Origin of the sequence: Micromonospora sp. NPDC049151, from assembly GCF_040648395.1 — a bacterium.
Lineage (GTDB): Bacteria > Actinomycetota > Actinomycetes > Mycobacteriales > Micromonosporaceae > Micromonospora.
Genome location: NZ_JBEZDP010000041.1, coordinates 1 through 25,156, shown reverse-complemented (window position 1 = coordinate 25,156; position 25,156 = coordinate 1). Strand labels below are relative to the sequence as shown.

Sequence of the window (25,156 nt, the reverse complement as noted above, 5' to 3'; positions counted from 1 at the left end):
ACATCGAACCCCAAGGCCCCATCGAGACCGAAGCAGCCCGACGCCTCGACGACGAACTCAACCACAAGTAGTCACCGGGTTACCCAACACTCTCTCAGACGTCCCGGCAGAAGTGCGTCGCACAGTCTGTCACCGCGCGGACCGGTCCCGCTGGCCCTGCACGCCGGACGTGGCGGATGTCTCGACGTCCTGTTCCCGAGCGGCACCTCGGGGACGAATCGACCAGACACGCCTGCCGGGGCAGAATCCGTCATCCGGACCGGAGATGATGACTGCCGTCACCTGGCCGCGCGGAAACGTCCGGCCGGTCCCGCACACGGCACGAGCGAGGAACCAGATGACGCAGGGGCACCCTCCGGCGGCGGGCTGGCCGCCGCCCGGCAACGCCGACTCCCGGCACGGCGGAACACCGCCGCCCGCGCAGCCGGTCCCGTGGGGGCCGCCGCCCCCAGCACCGAGGTCCCGCCGTGGGCTCTGGATCGGGCTCGCGGCCGGCGCGCTCGCGCTCGCGGTCTGCGCCGGCACCGCGGTCGGCGTCGGGCTGGGCCTGCGCGGCGACGACGAGGACGGCCCGGCGCCGAAGGCGGCAGCCGGCGCGAACGGTGTCACAGTCACGAACGCCGAATTGTCCGCCCTGCTCGACCGGCACACCAAGGCGCTGGCGGCGAAGGACCTGGACGGCTACCTGGCCGCGTTCGACCCGGCCCGCGAGGAGCTGATCGCCGGGCAGACCCAGCTCTTCCGCAACCTGGCGAAGTTGCCGCTGTCGGTGGCCCGCTACGAGACGGTCGAGAAGCAGGGCCGTGCCAGCGACGCGTTCGGACAGGGCGTCACGTTCCAGCTCGACGTCTCGTTCGTGCACCAGTTGGACGGCTTCGACCTGGCCCCGGTCGCCGAGTGGTACCGCTGGACGATCGTCCGCGCCGGCAAGGACGCGCCGATCCGGGTCACCGCTGTGACCGGCGCACCTGCCGGCGGCAACGGCGACTCGAAGACCGTCTACTACCCCGGGCCGTGGGACAAGTGGCAGGAGATCCATGTCGAGCGGACCGCGTACGCCCTGATCATCACCGACGCGGCCCGGGCCGACCTGGCGGTGCGGTACGCCCTGGCCGTCGACAGGTCGGTGACGGACAACCTGGCCGTGTGGCGGGCCAACGCGCCGCCCGAACCGATGACGGACAAGTTCGTCGTCACGTTCGCCGCGGGCAAGGACGAGATGACCTCGCTCTACCGGATCGGCACCGAGAAGGCCACCGCGGCGGGCTTCTCGGTGGGCATGGTCGCGGCCGAGCGCAAGGACGGCAAGGCCACGATCGGCGGCACCCGCATCGTGGTGGACACCACCGATCGCTACTTCACCCGCTCCGGCGGCGACAACGACGCCCGCATGGTGTTGCGGCACGAAATCGCGCACTCGCTGATGACGCTCCGCACCGACCTGTCCGCCGTGGACGAGTTCAGCAAGCTCGACGAGTGGGTGGTCGAGGGCTTCGCCGAGTACATCGCCTTCAGCGGCCTTCCGCTGACCGCCAGCGAACGCACCGCGCCGGCCCGGCAGTTGGTCCGCAACGGGTGGAACGGGAAGCTGCCCGGCAACGGCGAGTGGGACAACCCCGACCGGCTGAGCTTCCACTACTGGCTCGGGCACACCGCGATGAGCCACCTCGCCGAAAAGCATGGCGAGCCGAAGCTGTTCCGCTTCGTCGAGGCCGTCTACGCCGGCGCCCCGACCGACCGCGCCGCCCGGGACGTGCTCGGCGTGTCGCTCGACGAGTTCCAGGCCGGCTGGGCCGACTACGTCCGCGAACTGGACGGCTGACGGAAACGGGAGACGACCGATGACGTATCAGCACCAGCAGTACCCGCCGCCCGCGTACCCACCGGCGGGCCCGCCGGGTCCGGTCGGTGCGCCGCCGGCGGCGCCGAAGCGGCGCGGGCGCGTGGCGTTACTGGTGGCCGGCGGCCTGGTGGCGGTGCTCGCGGTCGCCGCCGGCACCGCCTACGGCGTGTCCCGGCTGGTCGGCGGCGGTGACGGCGACGGGCGGAAGCTGCGTACCGCGTGGGTGCTCGACTTCCCGGAACTGCAGCGCAACGGGCTGAAGACGTACGACGGGCAGGACATGTTCGGTGCCTGGCTGGTCGGCGACGCGGTGGTCCGGGCCCAGCCGGACGGCATCATCGCCTACCGGCTCGACGACGGCGCCCAGGCGTGGGGTGTGCCCGCGCCACAGGCGACGTCGCTGTGCGCGGCCGCGCAGACGCTGGCCGAGGGGCGGGGTGTGGTGGCGCTCGGATCCGCCGAATCCTGCGACACGCTCGTCGGGTTCGACGCGGCCGGCGGCAGCCAGACCTGGCGGGCGACGTTCCCCGTCGAACGCCGCAAGGGCCGGTCCACTGTCACCGCGCCGGACCTGTCGGTGGCGAACGGGCAGGTCGTCGTGCGCAGCGGCGAGAGCGTCCTCGGATACTCGCTGGCCGACGGCAAGCGGCTGTGGCAGACCGACGCGGACCGGCTGCTGCCCGGCCGCGACTGCCGCGTGGCCGACGCGCAGGCCGCCGGGGGCCAGGCCGTGGTCACCGCGCTCTGCGACGGCGACCGGGGGGCGCTGCTCGGCCTGGACCCGGCCACCGGCAAGCCGCGCTGGCAGCAACAATTGCCGGCCGCACAGCAGAGCGGCGGCGTGCTGAGCGTCGACCCGCTGGTCAGCCTGCCCGGCCTGAGCACCGAGACGTTCGTCGCGCGCGACGCCACCGGCAAGGAGCGGGCCACGTTCGGCAACCCCGTCGACGGTACGCGGTTCAGCGACCTGCCCGTCAACCGATCCAACACGGTCGAGGGGCCGGAGATCCGGCCGTACCTGGCCGACACGGAAACGCTCTACCTGCCCACCGAGCCTTCACCGGTCGGCGACGACATGCGCCAGGCCGATCAGGTGGTGGCGATCGACCTGGCCACCGGGAAGCGGCGCTGGGTGTCGGCCGGGCACACCGACAGCGAGGTGGAACTGATCCGCCTCGACGATCAGGGTGTGCTGGCGTGGGAGGTGGGCGACCGGCGGGATCTCGCCCCCCGGCTGGTCCGCATCGACCCGGCCACCGGAGAGGTGGATGTGCTGGCCGAGGCGCCGCGTTCGGCCGGCACCGAGGGCAGCGACGCGAAGGTGCTGGAACGCGACGGCACCGTGGTGCTGGTGCCGTGGAAACAGGTCAGCGCGGACGCGGCGATCACCGTCCTGCGCTGAACGACGCGGGGCGGGCCACCCGTCGGTGACCCGCCCCGCGTCGCCCGTCATCAGGCGGGCACGTACGCCAGCAGTGCCCGGTTCCGGGTCGGTGCCGGCTCGGTCACCGTGCCGAGCGGCTTGAACTCACTGTCGAGGACCGTGATGCCGGTACCGCGCCGCAGCAACACCCTGCCGTCGGCGCTGAACAGGATGCCGCGGACCTCGCCCGTGCCGGGCAGGTCGACGACCTTGCTGGTCCTGGTGTCGACCACCGCGAAGCTGCCGTCCCGGCGGGACGGGTCGGTGCCGATCCAGCCCACTGCCACGTAGTGGCCGTCGGCGGACACGCTGCGGGCCTCCCAGCCGCCCCACTTCGTGGCCTCCTGCTGAGGTGGCGTGTAGGTGTACTGCCGGGTGCTCTCACCGTCCGTGACGTAGGGTTTGCCGTCCGACTCGGCGGCCAGCCAGGTGCCGTCGGCGGACCAGCAGCGCTTGACCTCCTGGCCCGGGTCGCCGACGACCTGCTTGTTGGCCGTCACGTCGTAGAGCACGGACTGTCGGTTCTTCCGCTGCACCATCAGATGGTCGTCGCCCTTCCACCGCAGCGGCCGGGCGCCGAGGCAACTGATCCCCTCCGCGAGGGTCGTCGCCCCCTCGTCTCCGACGGTGGCGATCAGCAGCACCCCGTTGGCGTTGTCGGCGCTGTCCTGCACCCACACCACCCGCTTGCCGTCCGGGGAGATGCTGACGCTGTTGGCCTCGCAGCGAGAGGCTGCCTCGTGGACGACCTCGTGGACCACCCGGTCCCGCGTGCCGCGGACCTCGTGGATCCGGGATCGGGTGGACGTGTGCTCCAGGTAGTAGCGGGTACCGGTGAGCGCCGGCTGCGACTGGCCGGTGGCGGTGCTCGCGTCGGTGGAGGGCGTACGGGACGGCTCGACCGGCGGGGCGGTGACGGTCACCGACGGCCCGGCGGGTTCGGGCGCCTGGCTGTTCGGCCGGATCGCCAGCGCGGTTCCGGTCGCGGCGGCCAGCACCACGAGCGCGGCGGCGGAGGTGGCGACGGCCCGCTGGATGCCGAGTCGCCGCGAGGTACGCAGCGCGCGGTCCCGCAGGTCGACCGGGGTGACCTCCTCGGCCAGGTCGGACAGGTCGAAACGCAGTCGGTCCTGGTTCATCGGGCGGTTCCTTCCGTGACGTACAGCTCGGCGAGCTCCGGGGCCACGCTGCGCAGCTTCGCCAGCGCCTTGGACGTCTGGCTCTTGACGGTGCCGACTGTCACGCCGAGCAGGTCGGCGGCCTCGGCTTCGGTGCGGTCCTCGAAGAACCGCAGGACCAGGACGGCCCGTTGTTTGGCGGACAGCCGGGCCAGCGCGACCCGGAGGGTCAGCCGGAGCGTGGTCTGCTGGGCGTGGTCGGGGGCCGAGTCGCCTCCGCGCGGCTCGGGCATGTCGCCCGGCATCGACTCGGCCACCCGGCGGCGCCGCCACCAGGAGACCTGCAGGTGGTACATGATCTTCCGGGTGTACGCCTCCGCGTTGCCGGTCTCGTGCAACCGGTTCCAGGCGCGGTGGGTACGGGCCAGGGCGGACTGGACGAGATCCTCGGCCAGATGCTGGTCGCCGGTGAGCAGGTAGGCGGATCGCAGTAAGGCGGGGGTGCGAGTTCGGACGAACAAGTCGAACTCATTCAGGAGAGGGTCCACACGAGCCGGTCCTTGGGGTCAGGTGGTGCATCAGCGTGACGCCTTCCGAGACGCCACCTGCCCGCGCCATGGTTGCCGCCGGCGGTGACTCTTTCGCCGGGCCGGCCGGCGTCAGCAGTCGAAGACCGACCAGCAGATGTCGTCGCGCAGGCGCTGGTCGTCCAGGACCAGCTCGCGGATCTCCACCGGGAGCCGGTCGCGCTGCCACCGGCACTCGTCGCGCCCGGCCACCTCGCCGAGACCGTCGGGCGCCGCCGCGCGTACCGCCTTTATCGCGTACGCGGCGGCGCCGAGTTCGTGGGCGGCGACGTGAGCCACGACGGCGGCCTGACCGGCGGCGTACGCGGCGTTGCGTGCCGCCCCGCGCAGGTCCCGGGCCGCGCCCATGGCGTGCCCGCCCGCCGCCCGTGCCCGCATCATCCCGACCTCGCCGCGCACCCAGGCGCGGGCGTGCTCGATCGCCTCGCGCGGACGGCTGTCGTCCGGCCGGACCGCCTCGAACAGGCCGAGGACGTGCTCGGCGCAGGTGGCGGCCCAGAGCGCCAGCAGGTGGTGGTGCTCGTCGGTGAGCGTGCCGCCCCGGCGGATCGTGATGAACCGGGGATCCCGGATCTTCGGCAGGATCACGACGCGGCCTCCGGTCCGGCGTGGCGCAGGTCGTGGTCCAGAGTGCTCATCAGCCGGGCGACCCGGCTGCCGCCACCGGTCACCGGCGGGTAGCGGCGGAGCACGTCGACCAGCACGGGTGTGGCGAGCCGCCGGTACCGGTCCAGCGCCGCCTCGCCCACGGTCTCGTCGCCGCCGGCCTCCAGTTCGGCGACGCGCGCCGCGTTGGCGGCGGCCCGCAGGATGTGGCCGACCTGGGTGGCCTTCGCGATCGGGTGCAGGTACGCGGCCGCCGCGGCGTCACCGGCAGCCCGGGCGGCCAGGCGCGCGGCCTCGGTGGGCGCGGACCGGGCGGCCCGGTGCGCGTCGAGGGACGTGACCCGCTGGAGTTTCGTCCGGGCGGCTCCGCGTGCGAACGTCCAGGCCGCGTCGACAGCCGTGCGGGGACGCCCGTCACCGGGAACCGCCCGCTCGTAGACCGGGAGGACGTCCTCCGCGTGCCGCACCGCGTACCGCGCCACCTCGCGCAGCTCGTCCACGGTCAGGTCGAAGTCCCCCGGTGCTGTCATGTCGCGGGCATCGTATCGGCGTTGCCCCGCCGGTAAGGCCCCCAGCCGACGAACCGCTCGAACAGCTCACGCGGCGTCGGCCCGTCCTGCGGGTTGAGGCGGAACAGGTCGTGGGTGGCCTCGTGGTAGAGCCCGGACAGGTAGACGGCCAGGTCGACCGGGTGGTCCGCGTACTCGGCCTTGAGCAGCAGGCGGGCCTGCGCGCAGGGCCACGGCCCGCCGCAGGCGCGGCAGAGCCAGAGCGGCCGGATCGGCAGGTGGGCCGGCTGGCCCGGCGGGCAGGGGCGGGGCCGATCGGGGTACGGCCCGAGCCGGGGTACGGGAAGGTTCATGCGTGACAGTCTGCTGAGGACACCACTACGCTCGGAAGTCGTCCCGGCGAGTCCGGGGAGAGTCCGGGAGACCGGCGGCCGACCGGGGAGGGCGTGTGGAGAACGAGCCGACCGCCGAGCTGATCCGCGCCCAACTGCGGCGGCTGCGGCTGCGGGCCGAGCTGAGCCAGGAGGAGTTCGGGAAGCTGGTGCACTTCTCCGGCTCCCAGGTGTCGGCGGTCGAGCTGGGCCACCGGCCGCTCGACCGGTTCTTCCTCGCCCGGGCCGACGACGTGCTCGGCACCGGCGGGCTGTTGATGTCGCTGCTCAAGCTCGCCGAGCGCGACGGCCAGCCGAGCTGGTTCCGCCCCTGGCTCGAAGCCGAACGCCAGGCGCAGCAGTTGCGCTGTTATCAGCCCAGCCTCATCCCGGGACTGTTGCAGACCGAGAACTACGCCCGCGCGATGATCCGCACCGACGACATGCTCGCCGAGCAGGAGGCGGAACGGCGGCTCGCGGTCCGACTCGACCGGCAGGCGGTGCTGGCCGGTACCGATCCGCTCAAGTTCGTCGCGGTGATCGAGGAGACCGTGTTGCGCCGCGCCGACGAGAGCTTTCGCGGGTTGATGAGTCAGCAGGTCGCGCACCTGATCGAGGCGAGCAACCATCCCCACGTCGCGGTGCACGTCATTCCGGCCGATTTGGGCCTCCACGTCGGACTGACCGGGCCGTTCACCCTCGCGCGGGGCGCTGACGGGGGTTGGATCGGCTATCTGGAGAACCAGCTCGGCGGAACAGTGATCGACAAAGATGAGGACGTGGCCATCCTGCTGTCCAGGTGGGAGAGTGTCCGGAGTGAAGCACTGTCCCGCCGGCAGTCGATCGAGCTGATGAAGGAAGTGGTCGAGTCATGGAGCTGATCGGTGCGATCTGGCGCAAGTCGATCCGCAGCGGACACAGCGAGTGCGTCGAGGTGGCGGACAACCTGGCCGGGGTGGTCGGGGTGCGGGACAGCAAGGACCCGGCCGGGCCGGTACTCACCTTCACACCTGACGCCTGGCGTGCCTTCGTCCGGCTCAGCGGGAGCCACGCGTCGCGCTGATCAGCACCGTGTGCTTGCGTACCCGGAAGGTGCCCTCGGCGTCGATGCGGGCCTCGATCGCGGTGCGGGCGGCCGACTCCTGCGCGGCCGTGAGCGGCCCGATCATGCTGGCGATGTACGCCAGGATCGGCTCCGCGGCCGGCACTGCCAGCTCGTCCGGGTAGCGCTCGACCGTCACATCGGTGAAGTGGGCGGCGACCCGGGCCGGTGTCGTCTCGGCGGTGACGTCGTTCTGATCGTGGAACCGGACCGCCAGGTCCGGGCACCCGATCACCGGGCCGAGCGTGTTCAGCTCGGCCATGTGGTCGCGGCCGTTCACGGCGACAGCCAGCCGCCCGCCCGGGCGCAGCACCCGGGCGAAGTCGCGCAGTGCGGCGTCCGGGTCATCCAGGTGGTAGAGCGTGCTGTTGGCGATCACCGCGTCGACCGCTCCGGCACGGAACGGCAGGCGGGCGGCGTCGCAGCGCAGCACCCCGGCGCCGGGCACCTCGCGCAGCCGCGCGCACATGGCGGGCGAGAAGTCGGTGAGGATCAGCCGGCCACGATGGCTCACCCTCTGCCACAGCTCGCCGGTGCCGGCACCGACCTCCAGCACGTCCCCGCCCAGTGGAAGCCGCTCGCCCAGCCAGCCGAACCAGCCGTGCGGGTTGGTGCCGTACGAGTGCAACGCCATCCGGGCGGTCAGATTGCCCGTCGTCGTCGCGTACTGGCTGGTCGCGCGAGCCGACGCGGTGACGCCACCCGTCATCAGAGGTAGAAGCAGAACGGATGACCCACCGGGTCGAGGAGCACCCGGACGTCGTCCTGCGGCTGGAAGTCGGGCAGCGTCGCGCCCACCGACACCGCGTACGCCACGGCCGACTCCAGGTCGTCGACCTTGATGTCCAGGTGGACCGACATCTGCTGGTCACCGGGACCCGCCGGCCACACGGGCCGCACGTAGGCCGACTCGTCCTGGAACGCCAGCCAGTGGCCGCCCTCCGGCGGAGCGAGCACCACCCACTCGGGTTCCTGCTCGCGCCGGGTCCAGCCGAGCAGCCGCTCGTAGAACGCGGCCAGGTCCTCTGCGGACGGTGCGTCCAGCACCGTGGTCGTCAGCTTCATCAGCGGTCGCTCAGCCATGCCGCATTCCTACCCGACCCCCGCGACATTTTCTGGCCCGTCCGCGCCACCTCGGCGGGGTGGCGGCATCCCGCTGGTGTCGATACCGCCACCTCGCCGAGCTTGCGACGATCGGTCGGCACGGACACCGAAAGGGGTCGCCCGGCCGTCCGCTCGCGCCATAAGCTGCGGCAATGCTGCTACGCATGTCGACCCTGCTGCTCCGGACCCTCCGCGAGGACCCGGCCGACGCGGAGGTGCCGAGCCACCGGCTGCTGCTGCGCGCCGGATACGTCCGCCGGGCCGCGCCGGGTGGCTACACGTGGCTGCCGCTGGGCAAGCTCGTGCTGGACCGGATCACCGCGATCGTGCGGGACGAGATGACAGCGATCGGCGAGCAGGAGGTGCACTTCCCGGCGCTGCTCCCGGCCGAGCCCTACCGGATCAGCGGGCGGTGGACCGAGTACGGGGACGACATCTTCACGCTCGCCGACCGCAAGGGCGCCGACCATCTGCTCGCGCCGACCCACGAGGAGCTGGCCGCGCTACTGGTGAAGGACCTGTTCTCCTCGTACCGGGACTTCCCGGTGACGCTGTTCCAGATCCAGACCAAGTTCCGTGACGAGGCCCGGCCCCGGGCCGGTCTGCTGCGCGGGCGCGAGTTCCTGATGAAGGACGCCTACTCGTTCGACCTCGACGAGGCCGGGCTCCAGGCGGCCTACGACAGGCATCGGGCCGCCTACACGCGCGTCTTCACCCGGCTCGGGCTGGACTTCACCACCGTCCACGCGATGTCCGGCGCGATGGGTGGGTCAGCGTCGGAGGAGTTCCTGGCCGCCACGCCGGTCGGCGAGGACACGTTCGTCGGCTGCACCGCCTGCGACTACGCGGCGAACACCGAGGCGGCGGTGACCCGCGCCCCAGCCGTCGGTGACCCGGACGCCCACCCGCCCACCGAGGTGCACGACACCCCGGAGACGCCGACCATCGCCGCCCTGGTCGAGCTGGCCGAGGCACGGAAGCTGGGCGGGCGCACCGGCTGGACCGCCGCCGACACGTTGAAGAACGTCGTCCTCACCGTCCGCCGGCCCGGCGCCGAGCAGCACGAGCCGCTGGTGATCGGCCTGCCCGGCGACCGCGAGGTGGACCTCAAGCGCGTCGAGGCCGTGCTGGCCCCGGCCACCGTGACCGTCTTCGAGGACTGGGACGCCCACCCGGAGCTGGTCCGCGGCTACATCGGGCCGCAGATCCTGGCCAAGCACGGCATCCGCTATCTGGTCGACCCCCGCGTGGTGCCCGGCACCACCTGGCTGACCGGCGCGAACGAGCCGGGCCGGCATGCCACCGACGTGGTGTGCGGGCGCGACTTCGTACCGGACGGCACGATCGAGGCGGCCGAGGTGCGGCCCGGTGACAGCTGCCCGGCCTGCGCCGACGGCGAGCTGACCCTCCGGCGGGGCATCGAGGTCGGGCACATCTTCCAGCTCGGCCGCCGGTACACCGACGCGTTCACCGTCGACGTGCTCGGCCCTCAGGGCAAGCCGGTGCGACCCACGATGGGCTGCTACGGCATCGGCGTGTCCCGGGCGGTCGCCGCCGTTGCCGAACAGCACCACGACGACAGAGGGCTGGTCTGGCCGGCCGCTGTCGCGCCGTGCGACGTACACCTGATCGCCGCCGGGAAAGGGCCGCAGCTCGACGCGGCGCTCGACCTCGGCGGGCGTCTCGCCGCCGCCGGCCTGCGCGTGCTGGTCGACGACCGCACGCACGTCTCCGCCGGGGTGAAGTTCACCGACGCCGAGCTGATCGGCATCCCACGCGCCGTCGTGGTCGGCCGCCGCCTGGCCGAGGGTTACGTGGAACTGCGCGACCGGGCCACCGGTGAGCGCACCGAACTGCCGGTGGAGGCCATCGTGGAGCGACTGCGCGACGACGTACGCGCGACGCACCGCGACGGGGTGTAGCAATCGCGCCACCGGGTACCGCAGACGGATCGACCGAAGCATTTCGGAGGCTCTCATGTTCCGTGTCAGTGACGTCATGACCAGGCAGGTGGTCTACCTCCCGGCGGAGACCCCGTTAGACGAGGCGGCCCGGGTGATGAAGGAGTCGGACATCGGCGACGTGGTGGTGACCGACGGCGCCACGCTCGCCGGCATGCTGACCGACCGCGACATCGTGGTCCGGGCGGTGGCCGAGCGCGCCGACCCCGGCAGCACGACCATCGGTTCGATCATCACCCGCGAGGTGGTGATGATCGAGCAGAACTGCACGGCGAACGAGGCGGCGGCGCTGATGCGCGAGCGCAACATCCGCCGGGTCCTCGTGTGTGACAACGAGCGCAAGCTCGTCGGCATCGTCTCCCTCGGTGACCTCGCCATGCAGCTCGACCCCCAGTCGGCGCTCAGCGACATCAGCGAGGCCGCACCGAACGTGTGAGGGTGGGCCCCGCTCGCGTGGCGCGGGGCCCCGCTCGGCGCCGCCGGTTGGCGGATAGCCTCGACTCATGCCCGAGATGCCGACCAAGCTGGCCGAGATCGTCGACGAGTTCGCCGCCGCGCCCCGCGACGTCGTCCTGGAGATGCTGCTGGAGTTCGCCGACGTGATCCCGCCCCTCCCCGAGGGCGTGAGCCGGGAGGAGCTGGAGCAGGTCCCCGAGTGCCAGACCGCGTTCTTCCTGCGCGCCGAGGTGAACGCGGACAAGACCGTGAGCACCGTCTTCGACTGCCCGCCGGAGGCGCCCACCACCCGGGCGTTCGCCGGCATCCTCGCCGAAGGGCTGGCCGGGGCGAGCGCCGAGGAGGTGCTGGCCGTACCGGACGACCTCTATCAGCGGATGGGCCTGGCGCAGGCGATCAGCCCGTTGCGGGTACGCGGCGGCACCGCCATCCTGGCCCGGCTCAAGCGCCAGGTCCGGGAACAGATCTCCTGATCCGCGGGTTGTCGCTGGTCATGGACATCGAGATCTACGCCGACGTGGTCTGCCCCTGGTGCTGGATCGGCAAGCGCCGGCTGGAACAGGCACTGGAGTCGTACGACGGCGAGGTGAACGTCCGGTTCCGGCCGTTCCAGCTGGACCCGACGCCGGTCACCGAGCCGAAGCCGCTGCTGGAGGCGCTCGGCGACAAGTTCGGCGGGCGGGACAAGGCCGAGGGCATGGCCGCGCACGTCATCGGCGTCGCCGCGGGCGCGGGCCTCGACCTGCGGTTCGACCGCGCGGTGGCGGCGAACACGTTCGACGCGCACCGGCTGGTTCGCTTCGCCACCGAGCAGGGCCGCTCCGCCGAGATGGTCGAGCGGCTCTACCGTGCGCACTTCCACGACGGCGTCGACGTCGGGTCGATCGACGCGCTGGTCACGCTGGCCGGCGAGGCCGGGCTGGACGAGACCGAGGCGCGGCAGTACCTGGAGTCGAACCTGGGCCGCCGGGAGGTGGCCGCCGACCTGAGCACCGCCCACCAGCTCGGCGTCTCCAGCGTGCCGACGTTCGTGCTGGCCGGGAAGTACGCGGTCACCGGCGCCCAGGAGCCGGAGACGCTGCTCGCCGCGCTGCGCGAGGTGGCGCAGCGCGAAGCGACAGCCTGATGTTTCACGTGGAACAAGATCGATGCGGATGAGGACCTAGGCCGGCTTGGCCAGGTCCTCCACCACCCTCGCCCCGGGCAGTGCGCCGAGCGCCGGCCCGGGCAGGGCGATCTTGCTGTGCCGTACGCCCGATCCGATGATCACGTGCGGCGTGGCGATCACCCGGGAGTCGACGAGGATCGGCCAGTCCGCCGGCAGGCCGATCGGCGTGATCCCGCCGTACTCCATGCCGCTCGACTCGACCGCCTCGGCCATCGGCGCGAAGCTCGCCTTGCGTACGTCGAGCAGCTTGCGGACCACGCCGTTCACGTCGGCGCGGGTGGTGGCGAGTACGACGCAGGCCGCGTACCGGGTCTCGCCGCCCCGCTTACCGGCGACCACCACGCAGTTGGCCGACTCCGACAGCCCCACCTCGTACGCCTCGCAGAAGGCGGCGGTGTCGGCCAGGTCGGCGTCGATCGGGGCGACAAGCACGTCGTCCACGTCCACCGGGGCCTCGGCCGGCCACTCCCGCAGGGCTGCGGCGACCGGCGGGGCCAGCAGGTCGAGCCGGGTCCGGGCCGGCTCCGTCTTCAGCGTCCCCATCATGCCGCGATCCTCGCACCCGCCTCGCGGATCGACCGGCCGGACCCCGCCCGCGCCCTTCAGTTGGGATTGGTGAGGAAGGCGTTCTCCTGGGCGAAGTCCCGGCTCTCGGTGGTGGTGAGCTGCCGGCGGCGCAGCGCCTCGGGACGGTTCGCCTCGGCGTCCTCGATGCCGTGCCGGACGCCGACCCGGATCACGCCGTAGAGGAAGACGAAACCGAATACGTAGAGGACCACTGTGGCGACGAAGACCAGCATGCGGTCACCGTAGGCCGGTGCGGACCCGACCGGTTCTCATCTTCCGCCGGTTCCCCCGTACGTGTCCGCCAGGTAGTCGGCCCAGGTCCGCTTGCCGGTCGGCGTGGCGGTGGTGGTGAGGCCGCCCGCACGCAGCTCCCGCCCGAGCCGCCCGGGGATCCGGACCGGCAGCAGCGGACGCCGTACCCGGCGTGCCGCCAGCCAGGTGCGAGCCGCCTCGTCGAAGCGCAGCACCTGCGGTCCGCCGAAGTCCTCGACCCGGTTCGACGGCCCGGCCAGCAGCAGGACCGCGAGCCGGTCCGCCACGTCGACCGGGTCGACCGGCTGGGCGAGCACCGCGCGGTCCCCGACCACCGGGCCGAGCCGGCTCGCGCCGCTCAGCAGCCCGGCCAGGAACTCCGGGAACTGGGTGGCCCGCAGCACGCTCCACGGCACCGGCCCGGCGGCCACCACCTGCTCGGCCGCCAGCTTGTGCCGGTAGTAGCCGAGCGGCACCCGGTCGACGCCGACGATCGAGACGAAGACCAGGTGGCGCACCCCGGCGTGCCCGGCGGCCACGGCCAGACGGCGGGTGCCGAGCACGTCGACGTCGTGGGTACGCCGCTGCGGCGACGACGCCAGATGCAGCACCGCGTCCGTCCCGGCAACCGCCTCGGCCAGCCCGGCACCGGTGGCCAGGTCGGCGGTCACCCACTCGACCCCGTCCCCGGTACGCGGCCGGCGGCTGACCGCCCGCAGCGTGAAGCCCTCGTCCCGCAGTCGCGGCACCGCCACCCGCCCGAGCCGTCCGGTCGCCCCGGTCACCAGCACCCGCATCGCCACTCCTCCCGCCCACGCGCAGCCGCCACACAGCGGCTCCACGGTGGGACGGAATGCCGACCCGGATCGTGACAGCCGCCCGCCCGGCAGCGCCCTCACCCGATCCTGCGCCATCCGGCGGCCCGCTCGGCCCGGATCACCCCGTCCGAGCCACCCACCCGCCCTCTCCCCGACCTCGTCCGCCTTGTTGACCAAGGAGTTGGTATCGGATCTCGGCCCACCTTCTGACACAAACTCCTTGATCAACCGGTGAGGACGGATGAGGGGAGACGGTAGGCGGGGGGTCAGGTGGTGGGGTGGGGGGAGACTCGGCCGGCCACGGCCAGGCCGAGCAGGCCGCAGGCGGCGGCCACGGCCAGCGTGGTCGCGTAGCCGGCCGGGCCGGGGGACGAACCGGCGGCCAGGACCGCGCCCGTGAGCGCCAGCACGGTGGCGGCGGCGAGCGAGTCGCCCAGTTGCAGCGCGGAGCTGTTGCGGCCCTGCTCGGCCGGGGCGGACTGGGCCAGGGTGAGCACCGACAGCGACGGATAGAGCAGGCCCATGCCCAGCCCGGCCACCGACCAGCTCAGCACCGCCGGCAGCACCGGCAGTCCCGGGAGCAGCGCGGACGCCACGCCCGCCGTACCGATCGTGATGCAGGCCAGCCCCGCCCGGGGCAGCGTCGCCGCCGAGCGGGGTGAGCTGATCCGGCCCTGGATCCACGAGCCCACCGACCAGGACAGCGCCCCGACGGTCAGCACCAGGCCGGCCCCGGTGGGCGAGAAACCGCGCTCCCGGGACAACATCAGCGGGATCACCACCTCGGCGGCGACGAACGCCGCCGACGCCAGCGCGCGCAGCCCGATCACCGTCGGCAACCCCCGTGCCGCACGCAGGAACCCGGCCGGCAGCAGGTGCGGCACGCAGGCGAGCAGCCCGGCCAGCGCCACGGCGATCAGGCCGGCGGCGAGCACGCCGCGCTGCTGCCCCCCGTAGTGCAGCAGTGCGGCGCTCGCCCCCGCCCCGCAGGCCCAGCCGATCCGGGCCAGTGCGCCCGCCGGCGGGCGGGTCGCCACGGTTCCGGTCAGCGCCCGCAGCCCCGGCTGGACCAGCAGCGCCGCCGGGATCGCCACCGCCGGCACCGCGAGGAACACCCACCGCCAGCCCAGGTGTTCCACGATCAGCCCGGCCAGCGCCGGGCCGACGAGCGACGGCACCACCCACGCCGCGGCGAACGCGGCGAAGATCCGCCGTCGCAACTGCTCCGGGTACGCCTGACCGACGACCACGTAGAGCGCCACCGAGACCAGTCCGGAGCCGAAGCCCTGCACCACCCGCCCGACGACGAGCACCTCCATGGTCGTCGCGGCACCGGCCACCACCAGCCCGGCGACGAACCAGACGACCCCGTGCCACATGGCCGGACGTGGTCCGCGCGCGTCACACCAGATGCCGGAGGCGACCATCGCCACCACGCCGGAGGCGAACGGGCCGCCGAACGCCAGCGCGTACAGGCCGAGCCCGTCCAGGCTGCGCGCCACTGTCGGCATGGCGGTGCCCACCGCCAACGCCTCGAACGCGAGCAGGGACACCAGGGCCACGCTGCCCACAGTCATCGCCCGCAGGCGCGGCGACCAGAGGTCGACGGGTGGATCAGCCGGTACGGCGGCGGTGCTGGTCATGGCGTTCAGCCTCGGACCTCACCCCCGGTTGAGGTCAACTGTGTCGCGCGTCTCGTCCCCCGGGACGCCGGACACGGCGGGACACCCGGAACGGAGGGAGCGGCGGCGCACGACCGGAAACTTCTGCCGTCGGGGTGGCATGACGGACGCCGCGCCGGGAAGTCGGGCCGCCGGGACGAGACCGGGAGGCGAGATGGCGCTGGGACGGTTCGCCGGCCTCCTGCTGTCGCCGACGGCCGTACCGGGAGCGGCCGCGCGCGTCGCGCGTACCGTCGGGTCGGCCCTGCCCACCGACGCCGTGCCCGCCAAGGTCACCGAGGTCGCGGGCAGCGTCGGTACGGCGGCGGCCCGGCTGGCCCGCCTCACCGGGCTGACCAGTCGCCGGGTGTGGTCGCAGGACGGCCGGCACCACATCGAGGTGCACGGCGTCTGCCAGGACGGCGGTGACCGGCTGGCCCGCCAGGTCGAGGCGGCGCTGGAGTCGATGCCGGGTGTGACCTGGGCACGGGTCAACGCGCCGTCGGGCCGGGTGGTGGTGGCCACCGGGGATCCGGCGCCGAAGCTGCGCGACCTGATCGCCACGGTGGCGCGCGTCGAGCGGACCTGCCCGTACGAGCCGGACCCGGAGATCGAACCGCCGCAGCCGCCCGAGGACGGTCCGCGTACCGCGCGGACGTTCGGCGCGCTGCTGTCCGACGTGCTCGGGTTGAGCATCTCCGCGGCCACCCGTGTCCTGCCGCTCACTCCCATCCCCGCCGAGGTGGCCGGGCTGCTCGGCGCTGTCGACCTGCACCCGAAGCTGCACGCGCTGGCCGGCCTGGGGATCCGCGCCGACCCGCGTGCCGAGGTGCTGTTCCCGCTGGCCGAGGCGGTGGTGCAGGGTCTCACCGGCGGCTGGGCGGGCATCGTGCTCGACGGCGCGCAGCGCGTGGTGCAGTGGGGCGAGGGCGCCGCGCAACTGGCCGCGTGGCGGCGGGCCGAACCGCACCTGACCGGTGACCCGGAGCGGGCTGTGGCCCGGGTGCCTGACGGCGAGCGGCCCTGCCCGGTGCCGGACGGGCAGCCCGAGCGGTACGCCAAGCGCGTGCTCCCGGCCGGCGCGGTCGCCGGAGCGGCGGCGCTGCCGGTGCTGGGGCCGAAGCGGGCCGCCGCGCTGGCGCTGTCCTCGCTGCCGAAGGCGCCCGGCTCCGGCCGCGAGGGGTACGGCGCCCAGCTCGGCCGGATGCTCGCCCGGCGCGGCGTGATCGCGATGGACCGTAGCGTGCTGCGGGAGCTGGACCGGATCGACACGGTGGTGCTCGACGCGGCGGTGCTCGGTTCGGACCGTGGTGTCCTGGCCGACCTCGCGCCGCTGGCCGACGCCGACACCGGGCAGGTCGCCGCCCGGGCGTTCGCGTTGTTCGACCCGGCCGAGCCGGACGCGGTACGCGCCGCCGAGGGCTGGCGGATCGGCCCGCTGGACCGCCTCGGCGCCGACGATCCCGGTGACACCCCGGACAGCGCCCGGCTGCGCGCCGACGGTGGACGGCTGCTCGGGCTCGCCGAGAACGGCCGGCTCGCCGCCGTGCTGCGGGTCGAGCCGGAGCCCGCGCCGGGTGTGGACGCGCTGGCGTCGGCCGCCCGGCAGGCGGGCCTGCGGCTCGTGGTCGGCGGCGCGGACGACGGCCGGTACGACTTCGCGGACCTGCTCGTACCCGGTGGTTCCCGGCTCGCCGACGCGGTGCACGACCTGCAACGCGAGGGCGCCGTGGTGATGGTGGTCTCCGGTGAGCGGTCGGCACTAGCCGCCTCGGACTGCGGCCTCGGCGTGTACGGCCCGGACGACCTGCCGCCGTGGGGCGCGCACCTGCTGGTCGGTGACGACCTGCGGATACCCGCCCTGCTCGTCGACGCCGCCGGGGTGGCCCGCCGGATGACAGCGCAGAACGTCCGGATCGCCATGGCCGGCAGTGGGCTCGGCGCACTCGGCGCGTTCACCGCGGACCGGCGGCGGCTGCCCCGCCCGACCCTGGCGGCGGTCAACGGCGCGGCGGCGCTCGCGTTCGCGCACGGCGTGCTCCGGGCGCACCGGCTGCCGGACCGTACCGGCGCCCCGATGCCCGCGCTCACCGCCTGGCATCTCATGCCGGCGCAGACCGTCCTGGACCAGCTCGCCACCGACCCGTCAGGGCTGGCCGAGGAGGAGGCGGTCCGTCGCCGCCGGGTCGAGGTCGGGGACGAGCGCGGCCCGGCCGGGCTGTTCCGCGCGTTCGTGGAGGAGCTGTCCAACCCGCTCACCCCGGTGCTGGCCGCCGGTGCGGTGCTCTCCGCCGCGTTCGGCTCGCTGGTCGACGCCGCCCTGGTCGGCGGCGTGGTGGGCGGGTCGGCGCTGGTCGGCGCGGTACACCAGCGCAACACCGAACGGTCGCTGGCCGAGTTGCTGTCCCGTTCGGCGGTCACCGCCCGGGTGCTGCGCGACGGCGCCGAGCGGGTGGTGCCCGCCGAGGAACTGGTACGCGGTGACGTGATCACGGTCAGCTCCGGGGACGCCGTACCGGCGGACTGCCGGGTGCTGACGAGCGACGGACTGGAGGCGGACGAGTCGTCACTGACCGGCGAGTCGCTGCCGGTGCGCAAGAGCCCGGAACCCGTGGTGGCGGCGGCCGTCGCGGAACGGCACTCGATGCTGTTCGAGGGCACCACAGTGGCCGCCGGGCACGGCACCGCTGTGGTGGTGGCGACCGGCGCGGAGACCGAGGCCGGACGGAGTCTCGCCATGGCGCGGCAGGCCCCGCCCGCGAGTGGCGTGGAGGCGCGGCTGGGCAAGCTGACAAGCAGCGCCGTACCCCTGGCGGCCGCCTCGGCGATCGCTGTCGCCGGGGCGGGGCTGCTTCGGGGCGTACCCCTTGCCGAAACGGCGGCGACCGCCGCGAACCTGGCCGTGGCGTCGGTGCCGGAGGGGTTGCCGTTCCTGGTCAGCGCCGCGCAGCTGGCGGCGGCGCGGCGGCTGGCCGAGCACGGCGCCCTGGTCCGCAACCCCCGGACCATCGAGGCGCTGGGCCGGGTCGACGTGCTCTGCTTCGACAAGACCGGCACGCTCACCGAGGGGAAGCTGCTGCTGGCCGGGGTGGGCACTGGCGACGGCCGGTACGCCGTGCTCGACGAACTGGACGACCCGCTCCGGTCGACGCTGGCCGCCGCGGTGCGGGCCACCCCGGCCGCGGACGACCCGGACGAGTTGCCGCAGCAGACCGACCGGGCGGTACGCCACGGCGCGGACGCCGCCGGGGTCACCGAGCGGACCGGTGCGGCGGACTGGGCCGCCACGGCCGGGCTGCCGTTCGAGCCGTCCCGGGGCTACAGCGCCACCGTCGGCCGGACCGCCGGCGGGCTGCTGCTGAGCGTGAAGGGCGCACCCGAGTCGGTGCTGCCGCGCTGCGCGTCCCGGCGCACCGCCGAGGGTGACCGGCCGCTTGACGCGGCCGGGCGCGAGGAGGTGCAGGCGATGCTGGCCGGGCGGGCTGGTGCCGGGCACCGCGTCCTGGCCGTGGCCGAGTGCCCGGTCGCCACCGAGCAGGTCAGCGACGAGCAGGTCGACGGCCTGGTCTTCGTGGGTTTCCTGACCCTGGCCGACGGGGTGCGGGACAGCGCCCGGCCGGCGGTGGCCCGGATCCGCGCCGCGGGCGTGCACACCGTCATGATCACCGGCGACCACCCGGCCACGGCCGAGGCGATCGCCGCCACCATCAGCCCGGACGACGGCAGCCAGCGCGTCGTCACCGCCACCGACCTGGACCGGCTGGACGACGCCGCGCTCGCCGAGCGCCTGATGGCCACCGACGTGGTGGCGCGCTGCACGCCCGCGCACAAGGTACGCATCATCCAGGCGTTGCAGCGCCAGGACCGCACTGTCGCGATGACCGGTGACGGCGCCAACGACGCCCCGGCGATCCGCCTCGCCGACGTCGGCATCGCGCTCGGCCAGCGCGGCACTCCCGCCGCCCGCGCCGCCGCCGACCTGGTGGTCACCGACGACCGGCTGGAGACGATCATCGCCACGCTGGTCGAGGGCCGGGCCATGTGGTCGTCCGTCCGGCACGCGCTGAGCATCCTGGTCGGCGGCAACCTCGGCGAGATCGCGTTCAGCGTGCTCAGCGCCGCCGCGACCGGCCGGTCCGCCCTGGGCGGCCGGCAGTTGCTGCTGGTCAACCTGCTCACCGACCTGGCACCCGCGCTCGCCATCGCGGTCCGCCCACCCGCCGACGACAGCGCCGACCACCTGCTGCGGGAGGGGCCGGACTCCTCGCTCGGCGTCACCATGACCCGGGAGATCGGGCTACGCGCCGCGTCGACCACGCTGGGCGCGACGGCCGGCTGGACGATCGCCAGGTGGACCGGTACCCAGCGTCGCGCCAGCACCGTCGCGCTCGCCTCCCTGATCGGCACCCAGCTCGGGCAGACGGTGCTGGCCGGCGGCACCAGCCCCAGCGTGCTCGCCGCCACCGCCGCGTCGGTGGGCGTGCTGGTGGCGGTGGTGCAGACGCCGGGCGTCAGCCAGTTCTTCGGCTGCACCCCGCTCGGCCCGGTGGGCTGGACCATCGCCACCGGCTCGGCGCTCGGCGCGACGTTCGCCAACGGCACGCTGACCAAGTTGATGGACCGCCTGCCGCAGCCCGGTTCTTAGTGCCAGGTGGCGGCGGCCCGGCGCAGCCTGTCGTTCACCGCCCGACCCACGCCGGTCTCCGGCACCGCCTCGGCGACGATCTCGGTCACCCCGGCCGCGTCCAGCCGGTGCAGCGCGTCGAACAGGCGTGCCGCCGCCGCGGTCACGTCGCCGTCGGGCGACAGCACCTCCACCGCCGCCCAGTCACCCTCCGCCGGTGGCTCCCGGAAGGCCAGGAACCCCCGCCGGCCACCGCCGGGCTCGGCCGCCGCGCCCAACCGCAACGGGGTACGCGGGGCGTAGTGCGCGGCGAGCGTCCCGGGCGCGACCGGCTGACCGGAGCTGCCCTGGCGCACCTCGACCGGGCCGACCGCCTCGACGAGCGCCTCGATCGGCAGCGCCCCCAGCCGCAGCACCACCGGCCGCTCGCCCCGGGCGTCCACGATCGTCGACTCGATGCCGCACCGGGTGGGACCGCCGTCGAGCACCACGTCCACCGCGCCGCCCAGCCCGGCCACCACGTGCTCGGCGCGGGTGGGGCTGAGCTGGCCGAACCGGTTGGCGCTCGGCGCGGCCACCGGCACACCGGCCGCCGCGATCAGCGCCCGCGCCGACGGCTCGTCCGGCACCCGTACCGCCATGGTGTCCAGGCCGGAGGTGACGATCGGTGGGATGGTCTCCGGCCGGTCCACGATCAGGGTGAGCGGACCGGGCCAGAAGCGCTTCGCCAGCTCGGCCACCGCCGCCGGCACCTCGCCCACCAGCGCGGCCAGGTCGGCGGCGTCGGCGAGGTGGCTGATCAGCGGGTCGAAGCTGGGCCGGGCCTTCGCCTCGAAGATCCGCGCGGCGGCCCGGGCGTCGAGCGCGTTGGCGCCGAGCCCGTAGACCGTCTCGGTGGGGAAGGCGACCAGCCCGCCGGCGCGCAGGACGGCGGCTGCCTCGTCGATGCCGCTCTCGGCCGGCAGGACGCGCGGGGATCCGGTGCTCACGCTTCCGACGCTAGCCTGCCGGGTTCGCCGCCCCGGCAAGACCCCGTCGGCGGCCTCAGCCCGGCTCGGTGACAGCTCAACGGCTCGGGCTCAGTCGGTCCGGCCGCGGTCCGTGTCCGGGTCCGTGTCCGGCAGCGTGGGCGCGTCGGTCGGGTAGAGGCCGGCGGCGAAGCCGTACACCTGGTCGCCGGCCCGGGGGATCTGGGTGAACCGCCGGGCCAGCGCCTGGACCTCCGCCCAGAACTCCCGGACGTCCTCGATCGGGATACGGGCGTGCACGAGCGTGCAGCGCAGCTCGTCGGCGGCGTGCGCGGCGGCGGACTCGGCGGCCGCCTCGGCGAGCCCGTTGATTCCGGCGGCCACCCGTTTGTCCTCGGGCCGGCTGAGCGCGCCGACGTAGTAGGTGCGGGCGACACGCCCGTAGAACCGCTCCTCGATGGCGCGTACCCGGCGGGTCCGCACCACGCGCAGCAGACCGGCGTCCACCAGTTGGTTCACGTGGTAGGCCACGCTGCTCTTGGGCCGGCCGACGGCGACGGCCAGCTCGTTGACCGTGGCGGCACGCTCCAGGAGCAGCTCCAGCAGCGTGCTCCGCAGCGGGTCGGCGAGCGCGCGCAACTGCTCCGGTGCGGTGACCACGAGCAGGTCGTCGAGGTCGTAGTCCGGGATCCGCTGATTGACCGACATTTCTCGACCGTTCTAAGATTCTGGTTCGTTCGACAACTCTGGTTCGACAATCCAGGAGTGTAGTGATGGCCGAGATCGTGCTCTTCCACCACATTCAAGGGCTCACGGACGGGGTACGCGCGCTCGCTGACTCGCTGCGCTCCGGTGGGCACACCGTCCACACCCCCGACCTGTTCGACGGCGAACAGCCGGCCACCATCGAGGACGGCGCCGCGCTGACCAAGCGGATCGGCGGCGACGTCCTCGACCAGCGCGCGGACGCGTTCGTCGCCGACCTGCCCGCCGGCCTCGTCTACGCGGGCGTGTCCTTCGGCGCCGCGACCGCCCAGCGGCTCGCCCAGACCCGGGCCGGGGCCCGGGCCGCGCTGCTCTACGAGGCCTGCCTGCCGGTGACCGGCGAGTGGGCGATCGGTCCGTGGCCCGACGGGGTGGCGGTACAGGTGCACGGCATGGAGCAGGATCCGTTCTTCGGGCTGGAAGGCGACGTGGACGCCGCCCGTGAGCTGGTGTCGATCGTCGGTCCCGAGCGCGGCGAGCTGTACGTCTACCCCGGCGACCGGCACCTGTTCACCGACAGTTCCCTGCCCTCGTACGACGCCGAGGCGACCGCTCTGGTGATCAGCCGTAGCCGCGAACTTCTCGACCGGCTCGGCTGACGCCTACCCGTCGCCCCGCAGCCGCGCCAACTGGGCCGCGTACTCGGCGTCGGTCAGCGCCCCACGCTCGTACTGCCGGGTCAGCGCGTGGATGTCGCGCCGCCGCCCGGCGCTCGGCGCGGGCGGGCGGGTCCGGCCCGGACGGTCGGCGCGGACCTGGTCCGGCGCCGGGCCCGCCGGCCCGCGCCGCTCCGGGGGCCGGGCGTTGCGGTGGCACTCCCGCAGGGTCGCGAGGATCTCGTCGTAGTGCTCCGGCCAGGTGACCAGCCGGGTCAGCTCCAGGCGGAACGGCCGGATGATGGCGCCGGACTGGATCGGCGTCTGCACCGGCGCGCCGTCGATCCGCTCGATGACGATCGCGTCGCGGCCCATGTCCAGGCCCACTATCGAACCCGTACCGCTGTGGATCTCCACGACCGACGCCCACGGCACTGTGGTCGTGTGGAACAGCGAGCGCGAGCGTACGCCGACGGGGCTCACCCAGACGCCGAGCATCGCGCGGCGGGCCCAGACGACCAGACCGGCGGCGGTCCAAGCCGCAGCGAACGCCGCCATCGGGACCGGATAGACGCCGCGAACGCCCGTGACCACGAAGAACACCAGGAAAGCGGCCGTCCCCACCACCGCGCACATCGCGCCGGAGGTGGTCAGGTCCAGCGAGTACGGGCGCCGCCACACCGTCATGCCGTCAGGGTGACCGACCGTGTCCAGCGGTTCCCGCCGAGTCAACGTCCTCTCGCCAGTTCCTCCACCTCGGCGAGGCTCGCGACCCGGTCACACTCGTCGGCGGTCAGCTTGTTGATCAGCGCCTTCGCCGCCTGGGCCTGGGGGGTCGTGGGCAGGACGCCGGCCAGCAGGTCCGGCAGCACCAGCTCGTAGCCGGCCCGGGCCCGTGGCGAGTAGCGATGCCGGTTTCGGGTCACCGCCGTTGCCACCCGCAGCGCGTGCTCGTTGCCGGGCGGCACCTGCGGGCGGTCCCGCTCCCGGGCGCCGAACCGCATCCGGTCGCGGAACTCGCACGTCGCACACGTCACCGGTCCGGCGGCCAGTCGCGCCCCGCAGTCGGGACAGGTCAGCCGGTCCACCGCACCGTCAACGGTCCGCCAGTCGTACGCCCCGGGGTCGTCCACGACGAGCCAGGCCAGCTCGCGTTCCTCCGGTGAGCCCGCGGCGACGTCCAGCTCATCGCGCAGCCGTGCCCAGGCGTCCCGGATCTCGCCCTCCAGGCGGGTCACCGCGGCCGCCAACTCCGGGCTCCGCCACGAACCGGCCACCGTCGGCCCGCTACCGGTACTGTGCGATCTGGATCAGGTTGCCGCAGGTGTCGTCGAACACGGCGGTGGTCACCGGGCCCATGTCGACCGGCTCCTGGGTGAACAGCACGCCGAGGCCGCGCAGCCGGTCGTGCTCGGCGGCCACGTCGTCGACGGCGAACTGCGTCAGCGGGATTCCGTCGCCGGCGAGCGCCTCCTTGAACGCCTTGGCGGCCGGGTGCGCGTCGGGTTCCAGCAGCAACTCCACGCCGTCCGGGGCGTCCGGCGACACCACAGTCAGCCAGCGGTACTCCCCGGTCGGCACGTCCGTCTTCTTCACGAAACCGAGCACCTCGGTGTAGAAGCGCAGGGCCTTCGCCTGGTCGTCGACGTACACGCTGGTGAGGTTGATTCTCATGGGTTCTCCTGGGTGGGTGCGGCGGACCTGAGCCATCGCTCGGTGATCGATCGCAGCGGCCGGGTGTCGAGGTGGTGGAACTTGTAGCGGCCCTGCCGCCGCGTGACGAGCAGGCCGGCGGCCTCCAGGACGTCGAGGTGCTGGGAGATCGCCTGCCGGGACGAGGTGACCTGGTGCTTGGTGGCCAGCCGGCCGCAGATCTCGAACAGGGTCTGACCGTCGCGCTCGGTCAGCTCGTCGAGGATCAGGCGGCGGGTGGGATCGGCCAGCGCCTGGTACAGGTCGCCCACGGCACCCACGATAGGCAAGCAGCGGCTTGCCTATCAAGAGGTTTACCGCAATCGGAGGACGTCATGCCCGGATACATCCTCACCGGCGCTCCCGGCTCCGGTAAGACAGCGATCCTGCGCCACCTGGAGGTCGACGGGTACCACGTCGTGGAGGAGGCCGCGACCGACGTGATCGCGCTGCGCCAGGCACTCGGGCGGCCGGAGCCGTGGCGTGAGCCGGACTTCGCCGAGCAGGTGCTGGATCTCCAGCGGGAGCGCTGCCGCCGAGCCGAGCTGTTTGGCGGCGACGTGGTGTTCCACGATCGCTCACCCGTTTGCACGCTCGCGTTGTGCCGTCACCTGGGGTTGACGCCGCCACCCGCCCTGCTCGACGAGATCGAGGGTATGACGACGGAGCGGACCGTCTTCTTCATACGGAATCAGGGTTTCGTCGAGGCGACCGCCGCGCGTCGGATCACCTTCGAGGAGTCGCTCGTCTTCGAACGCGTCCATGAACTGACGTACCGGGAGGCGGGATTCGACCTCGTCGACGTGCTGGCGGGCCCACTGGCGAACCGGATAGCGGCGATAAAAGAGGCAGTTGATCGACTGTGCCCTTAGGGGGTGTCTCAGTTGGTGAGGTTGTGGCCTCGGGCATGATCTTCTATTTGTGGCGGATGTTGTCGGGGACATGATCCAGACTTGGGCGCCGGA

Annotated in this window: 28 protein-coding genes; 11 read left to right on the top strand and 17 right to left on the bottom strand. The window is 73.4% G+C overall.

Annotation, left to right across the window (positions count from 1 at the left end; all coding sequences use genetic code 11):
* Positions 1-337 precede the first annotated feature (337 nt).
* Positions 338-1,822 (top strand): hypothetical protein, encoded by a 1,485-nt coding sequence (locus AB0B20_RS28405; protein WP_357474924.1) that lies wholly within the window; start codon positions 338-340, stop codon positions 1,820-1,822.
* Between the two features lie 19 nt (positions 1,823-1,841).
* Entirely contained in the window at positions 1,842-3,245 is a 1,404-nt protein-coding gene (locus tag AB0B20_RS28400; RefSeq protein ID WP_357474921.1) for a PQQ-like beta-propeller repeat protein, read from the top strand.
* A 50-nt stretch (positions 3,246-3,295) separates the two neighbouring features.
* Here the strand turns inward: AB0B20_RS28400 and AB0B20_RS28395 are convergent, their stop codons facing one another.
* From AB0B20_RS28395 to AB0B20_RS28375, 5 genes are all read right to left on the bottom strand, one after another.
* Positions 3,296-4,405 (bottom strand): hypothetical protein, encoded by a 1,110-nt coding sequence (locus AB0B20_RS28395; RefSeq protein ID WP_357474919.1) that lies wholly within the window; start codon positions 4,403-4,405, stop codon positions 3,296-3,298.
* Positions 4,402-4,932, bottom strand: coding sequence for a SigE family RNA polymerase sigma factor (locus tag AB0B20_RS28390; RefSeq protein WP_357382221.1), 531 nt, complete (start codon positions 4,930-4,932; stop codon positions 4,402-4,404). The genes AB0B20_RS28395 and AB0B20_RS28390 overlap by 4 nt, the downstream gene beginning before the upstream one ends.
* A 111-nt stretch (positions 4,933-5,043) precedes the next feature.
* Positions 5,044-5,559: a putative immunity protein gene (locus tag AB0B20_RS28385; protein ID WP_357474916.1), complete on the bottom strand. Its 516-nt coding sequence runs from the start codon at positions 5,557-5,559 to the stop codon at positions 5,044-5,046.
* Positions 5,556-6,107, bottom strand: coding sequence for a putative immunity protein (locus tag AB0B20_RS28380; protein ID WP_357474913.1), 552 nt, complete (start codon positions 6,105-6,107; stop codon positions 5,556-5,558). Before AB0B20_RS28380 ends, AB0B20_RS28385 begins: the two co-directional genes overlap by 4 nt.
* Positions 6,104-6,439 (bottom strand): hypothetical protein, encoded by a 336-nt coding sequence (locus AB0B20_RS28375; RefSeq protein WP_357474910.1) that lies wholly within the window; start codon positions 6,437-6,439, stop codon positions 6,104-6,106. The genes AB0B20_RS28380 and AB0B20_RS28375 overlap by 4 nt, the downstream gene beginning before the upstream one ends.
* Positions 6,440-6,534: 95 nt before the next feature.
* Between AB0B20_RS28375 and AB0B20_RS28370 the strand changes: the two genes are divergently transcribed.
* Together AB0B20_RS28370 and AB0B20_RS28365 are read left to right on the top strand one after the other, a co-directional pair.
* On the top strand, positions 6,535-7,338 hold the full coding sequence (locus tag AB0B20_RS28370; RefSeq protein WP_357474907.1) for a DUF5753 domain-containing protein: 804 nt from the start codon (positions 6,535-6,537) through the stop codon (positions 7,336-7,338).
* Positions 7,329-7,520 (top strand): DUF397 domain-containing protein, encoded by a 192-nt coding sequence (locus AB0B20_RS28365; RefSeq protein ID WP_357474904.1) that lies wholly within the window; start codon positions 7,329-7,331, stop codon positions 7,518-7,520. The genes AB0B20_RS28370 and AB0B20_RS28365 overlap by 10 nt, the downstream gene beginning before the upstream one ends.
* Here AB0B20_RS28365 and AB0B20_RS28360 read toward each other — a convergent pair.
* Positions 7,495-8,268: a class I SAM-dependent methyltransferase gene (locus AB0B20_RS28360; RefSeq protein ID WP_357474901.1), complete on the bottom strand. Its 774-nt coding sequence runs from the start codon at positions 8,266-8,268 to the stop codon at positions 7,495-7,497. The two genes, AB0B20_RS28365 and AB0B20_RS28360, sit on opposite strands and share 26 nt — an antisense overlap.
* Positions 8,268-8,642 (bottom strand): VOC family protein, encoded by a 375-nt coding sequence (locus AB0B20_RS28355; RefSeq protein ID WP_357474898.1) that lies wholly within the window; start codon positions 8,640-8,642, stop codon positions 8,268-8,270. The genes AB0B20_RS28360 and AB0B20_RS28355 overlap by 1 nt, the downstream gene beginning before the upstream one ends.
* Before the next feature lie 173 nt (positions 8,643-8,815).
* Here AB0B20_RS28355 and AB0B20_RS28350 point away from each other — a divergent pair, with 173 nt between their 5' ends.
* From AB0B20_RS28350 to AB0B20_RS28335, 4 genes are all read left to right on the top strand, one after another.
* The gene (locus AB0B20_RS28350) at positions 8,816-10,585 is read left to right on the top strand and encodes a proline--tRNA ligase (protein ID WP_357474895.1); all 1,770 of its coding nucleotides are present in this window, start codon (positions 8,816-8,818) and stop codon (positions 10,583-10,585) included.
* A 55-nt stretch (positions 10,586-10,640) separates the two neighbouring features.
* Entirely contained in the window at positions 10,641-11,060 is a 420-nt protein-coding gene (locus AB0B20_RS28345) for a CBS domain-containing protein (protein WP_357382205.1), read from the top strand.
* Positions 11,061-11,127: 67 nt separating this feature from the next.
* Positions 11,128-11,553 (top strand): SufE family protein, encoded by a 426-nt coding sequence (locus AB0B20_RS28340; RefSeq protein WP_357382203.1) that lies wholly within the window; start codon positions 11,128-11,130, stop codon positions 11,551-11,553.
* A 20-nt stretch (positions 11,554-11,573) separates the two neighbouring features.
* On the top strand, positions 11,574-12,206 hold the full coding sequence (locus AB0B20_RS28335; protein WP_357474892.1) for a DsbA family oxidoreductase: 633 nt from the start codon (positions 11,574-11,576) through the stop codon (positions 12,204-12,206).
* Positions 12,207-12,242: 36 nt separating this feature from the next.
* On the opposite strand, the gene AB0B20_RS28330 is transcribed toward AB0B20_RS28335, so the two are convergent.
* The 4 genes from AB0B20_RS28330 to AB0B20_RS28315 form a co-directional block, all read right to left on the bottom strand.
* Entirely contained in the window at positions 12,243-12,791 is a 549-nt protein-coding gene (locus AB0B20_RS28330; RefSeq protein ID WP_357382314.1) for a YbaK/EbsC family protein, read from the bottom strand.
* Between the two features lie 59 nt (positions 12,792-12,850).
* On the bottom strand, positions 12,851-13,048 hold the full coding sequence (locus AB0B20_RS28325; RefSeq protein WP_355509530.1) for a hypothetical protein: 198 nt from the start codon (positions 13,046-13,048) through the stop codon (positions 12,851-12,853).
* 36 nt (positions 13,049-13,084) lie between these two features.
* Positions 13,085-13,864: an NAD(P)H-binding protein gene (locus tag AB0B20_RS28320; RefSeq protein ID WP_357474889.1), complete on the bottom strand. Its 780-nt coding sequence runs from the start codon at positions 13,862-13,864 to the stop codon at positions 13,085-13,087.
* Between the two features lie 287 nt (positions 13,865-14,151).
* Positions 14,152-15,528, bottom strand: a complete 1,377-nt coding sequence (locus AB0B20_RS28315) for an MFS transporter (RefSeq protein ID WP_357474886.1) — start codon at positions 15,526-15,528, stop codon at positions 14,152-14,154.
* A gap of 193 nt (positions 15,529-15,721) precedes the next feature.
* Between AB0B20_RS28315 and AB0B20_RS28310 the strand changes: the two genes are divergently transcribed.
* Positions 15,722-20,191, top strand: coding sequence for an HAD-IC family P-type ATPase (locus AB0B20_RS28310; protein WP_357474883.1), 4,470 nt, complete (start codon positions 15,722-15,724; stop codon positions 20,189-20,191).
* On the opposite strand, the gene AB0B20_RS28305 is transcribed toward AB0B20_RS28310, so the two are convergent.
* Entirely contained in the window at positions 20,188-21,135 is a 948-nt protein-coding gene (locus AB0B20_RS28305; RefSeq protein ID WP_357474927.1) for an L-threonylcarbamoyladenylate synthase, read from the bottom strand. The two genes, AB0B20_RS28310 and AB0B20_RS28305, sit on opposite strands and share 4 nt — an antisense overlap.
* Before the next feature lie 114 nt (positions 21,136-21,249).
* Positions 21,250-21,846 carry a helix-turn-helix domain-containing protein gene (locus AB0B20_RS28300; protein WP_357474880.1) on the bottom strand — a complete coding sequence of 199 codons (597 nt, stop codon included), beginning with the start codon at positions 21,844-21,846 and terminating at the stop codon, positions 21,250-21,252.
* 65 nt (positions 21,847-21,911) lie between these two features.
* On the opposite strand from AB0B20_RS28300, the gene AB0B20_RS28295 reads away from it, so the two are divergent.
* The gene (locus AB0B20_RS28295; RefSeq protein ID WP_357474877.1) at positions 21,912-22,502 is read left to right on the top strand and encodes a dienelactone hydrolase family protein; all 591 of its coding nucleotides are present in this window, start codon (positions 21,912-21,914) and stop codon (positions 22,500-22,502) included.
* A gap of 3 nt (positions 22,503-22,505) precedes the next feature.
* Here AB0B20_RS28295 and AB0B20_RS28290 read toward each other — a convergent pair whose 3' ends face one another.
* The 4 genes from AB0B20_RS28290 to AB0B20_RS28275 are packed head-to-tail and all read right to left on the bottom strand — an operon-like array spanning position 22,506 to position 24,475.
* Positions 22,506-23,186 carry a hypothetical protein gene (locus tag AB0B20_RS28290; RefSeq protein ID WP_357474874.1) on the bottom strand — a complete coding sequence of 227 codons (681 nt, stop codon included), beginning with the start codon at positions 23,184-23,186 and terminating at the stop codon, positions 22,506-22,508.
* A gap of 41 nt (positions 23,187-23,227) precedes the next feature.
* A complete protein-coding gene (locus tag AB0B20_RS28285) occupies positions 23,228-23,737 on the bottom strand; it encodes a hypothetical protein (protein ID WP_357474870.1) in 510 nt (169 codons plus the stop codon).
* Positions 23,738-23,786: 49 nt separating this feature from the next.
* The gene (locus tag AB0B20_RS28280; protein ID WP_120572498.1) at positions 23,787-24,173 is read right to left on the bottom strand and encodes a VOC family protein; all 387 of its coding nucleotides are present in this window, start codon (positions 24,171-24,173) and stop codon (positions 23,787-23,789) included.
* Positions 24,170-24,475, bottom strand: a complete 306-nt coding sequence (locus AB0B20_RS28275; RefSeq protein ID WP_357382310.1) for a helix-turn-helix domain-containing protein — start codon at positions 24,473-24,475, stop codon at positions 24,170-24,172. Before AB0B20_RS28275 ends, AB0B20_RS28280 begins: the two co-directional genes overlap by 4 nt.
* Before the next feature lie 51 nt (positions 24,476-24,526).
* Between AB0B20_RS28275 and AB0B20_RS28270 the strand changes: the two genes are divergently transcribed.
* On the top strand, positions 24,527-25,063 hold the full coding sequence (locus AB0B20_RS28270) for an ATP-binding protein (protein ID WP_357382185.1): 537 nt from the start codon (positions 24,527-24,529) through the stop codon (positions 25,061-25,063).
* Positions 25,064-25,156: the final 93 nt, after the last annotated feature.

What these genes read in the sequence shown, in the direction of transcription:
- AB0B20_RS28405 (WP_357474924.1), top strand. Translation starts at nt 338, where the DNA reads ATGACGCAGGGGCACCCTCCGGCGGCGGGCTGGCCGCCGCCCGGCAAC.
- AB0B20_RS28400 (WP_357474921.1), top strand. Translation starts at nt 1,842, where the DNA reads ATGACGTATCAGCACCAGCAGTACCCGCCGCCCGCGTACCCACCGGCG.
- AB0B20_RS28395 (WP_357474919.1), bottom strand. Translation starts at nt 4,405, where the DNA reads ATGAACCAGGACCGACTGCGTTTCGACCTGTCCGACCTGGCCGAGGAG.
- AB0B20_RS28380 (WP_357474913.1), bottom strand. Translation starts at nt 6,107, where the DNA reads ATGACAGCACCGGGGGACTTCGACCTGACCGTGGACGAGCTGCGCGAG.
- AB0B20_RS28375 (WP_357474910.1), bottom strand. Translation starts at nt 6,439, where the DNA reads ATGAACCTTCCCGTACCCCGGCTCGGGCCGTACCCCGATCGGCCCCGC.
- AB0B20_RS28365 (WP_357474904.1), top strand. Translation starts at nt 7,329, where the DNA reads ATGGAGCTGATCGGTGCGATCTGGCGCAAGTCGATCCGCAGCGGACAC.
- AB0B20_RS28360 (WP_357474901.1), bottom strand. Translation starts at nt 8,268, where the DNA reads ATGACGGGTGGCGTCACCGCGTCGGCTCGCGCGACCAGCCAGTACGCG.
- AB0B20_RS28355 (WP_357474898.1), bottom strand. Translation starts at nt 8,642, where the DNA reads ATGGCTGAGCGACCGCTGATGAAGCTGACGACCACGGTGCTGGACGCA.
- AB0B20_RS28350 (WP_357474895.1), top strand. Translation starts at nt 8,816, where the DNA reads ATGCTGCTACGCATGTCGACCCTGCTGCTCCGGACCCTCCGCGAGGAC.
- AB0B20_RS28345 (WP_357382205.1), top strand. Translation starts at nt 10,641, where the DNA reads ATGTTCCGTGTCAGTGACGTCATGACCAGGCAGGTGGTCTACCTCCCG.
- AB0B20_RS28340 (WP_357382203.1), top strand. Translation starts at nt 11,128, where the DNA reads ATGCCCGAGATGCCGACCAAGCTGGCCGAGATCGTCGACGAGTTCGCC.
- AB0B20_RS28335 (WP_357474892.1), top strand. Translation starts at nt 11,574, where the DNA reads ATGGACATCGAGATCTACGCCGACGTGGTCTGCCCCTGGTGCTGGATC.
- AB0B20_RS28330 (WP_357382314.1), bottom strand. Translation starts at nt 12,791, where the DNA reads ATGGGGACGCTGAAGACGGAGCCGGCCCGGACCCGGCTCGACCTGCTG.
- AB0B20_RS28325 (WP_355509530.1), bottom strand. Translation starts at nt 13,048, where the DNA reads ATGCTGGTCTTCGTCGCCACAGTGGTCCTCTACGTATTCGGTTTCGTC.
- AB0B20_RS28320 (WP_357474889.1), bottom strand. Translation starts at nt 13,864, where the DNA reads ATGCGGGTGCTGGTGACCGGGGCGACCGGACGGCTCGGGCGGGTGGCG.
- AB0B20_RS28315 (WP_357474886.1), bottom strand. Translation starts at nt 15,528, where the DNA reads ATGACCAGCACCGCCGCCGTACCGGCTGATCCACCCGTCGACCTCTGG.
- AB0B20_RS28310 (WP_357474883.1), top strand. Translation starts at nt 15,722, where the DNA reads ATGGCGCTGGGACGGTTCGCCGGCCTCCTGCTGTCGCCGACGGCCGTA.
- AB0B20_RS28300 (WP_357474880.1), bottom strand. Translation starts at nt 21,846, where the DNA reads ATGTCGGTCAATCAGCGGATCCCGGACTACGACCTCGACGACCTGCTC.
- AB0B20_RS28295 (WP_357474877.1), top strand. Translation starts at nt 21,912, where the DNA reads ATGGCCGAGATCGTGCTCTTCCACCACATTCAAGGGCTCACGGACGGG.
- AB0B20_RS28290 (WP_357474874.1), bottom strand. Translation starts at nt 23,186, where the DNA reads ATGACGGTGTGGCGGCGCCCGTACTCGCTGGACCTGACCACCTCCGGC.
- AB0B20_RS28280 (WP_120572498.1), bottom strand. Translation starts at nt 24,173, where the DNA reads ATGAGAATCAACCTCACCAGCGTGTACGTCGACGACCAGGCGAAGGCC.
- AB0B20_RS28270 (WP_357382185.1), top strand. Translation starts at nt 24,527, where the DNA reads ATGCCCGGATACATCCTCACCGGCGCTCCCGGCTCCGGTAAGACAGCG.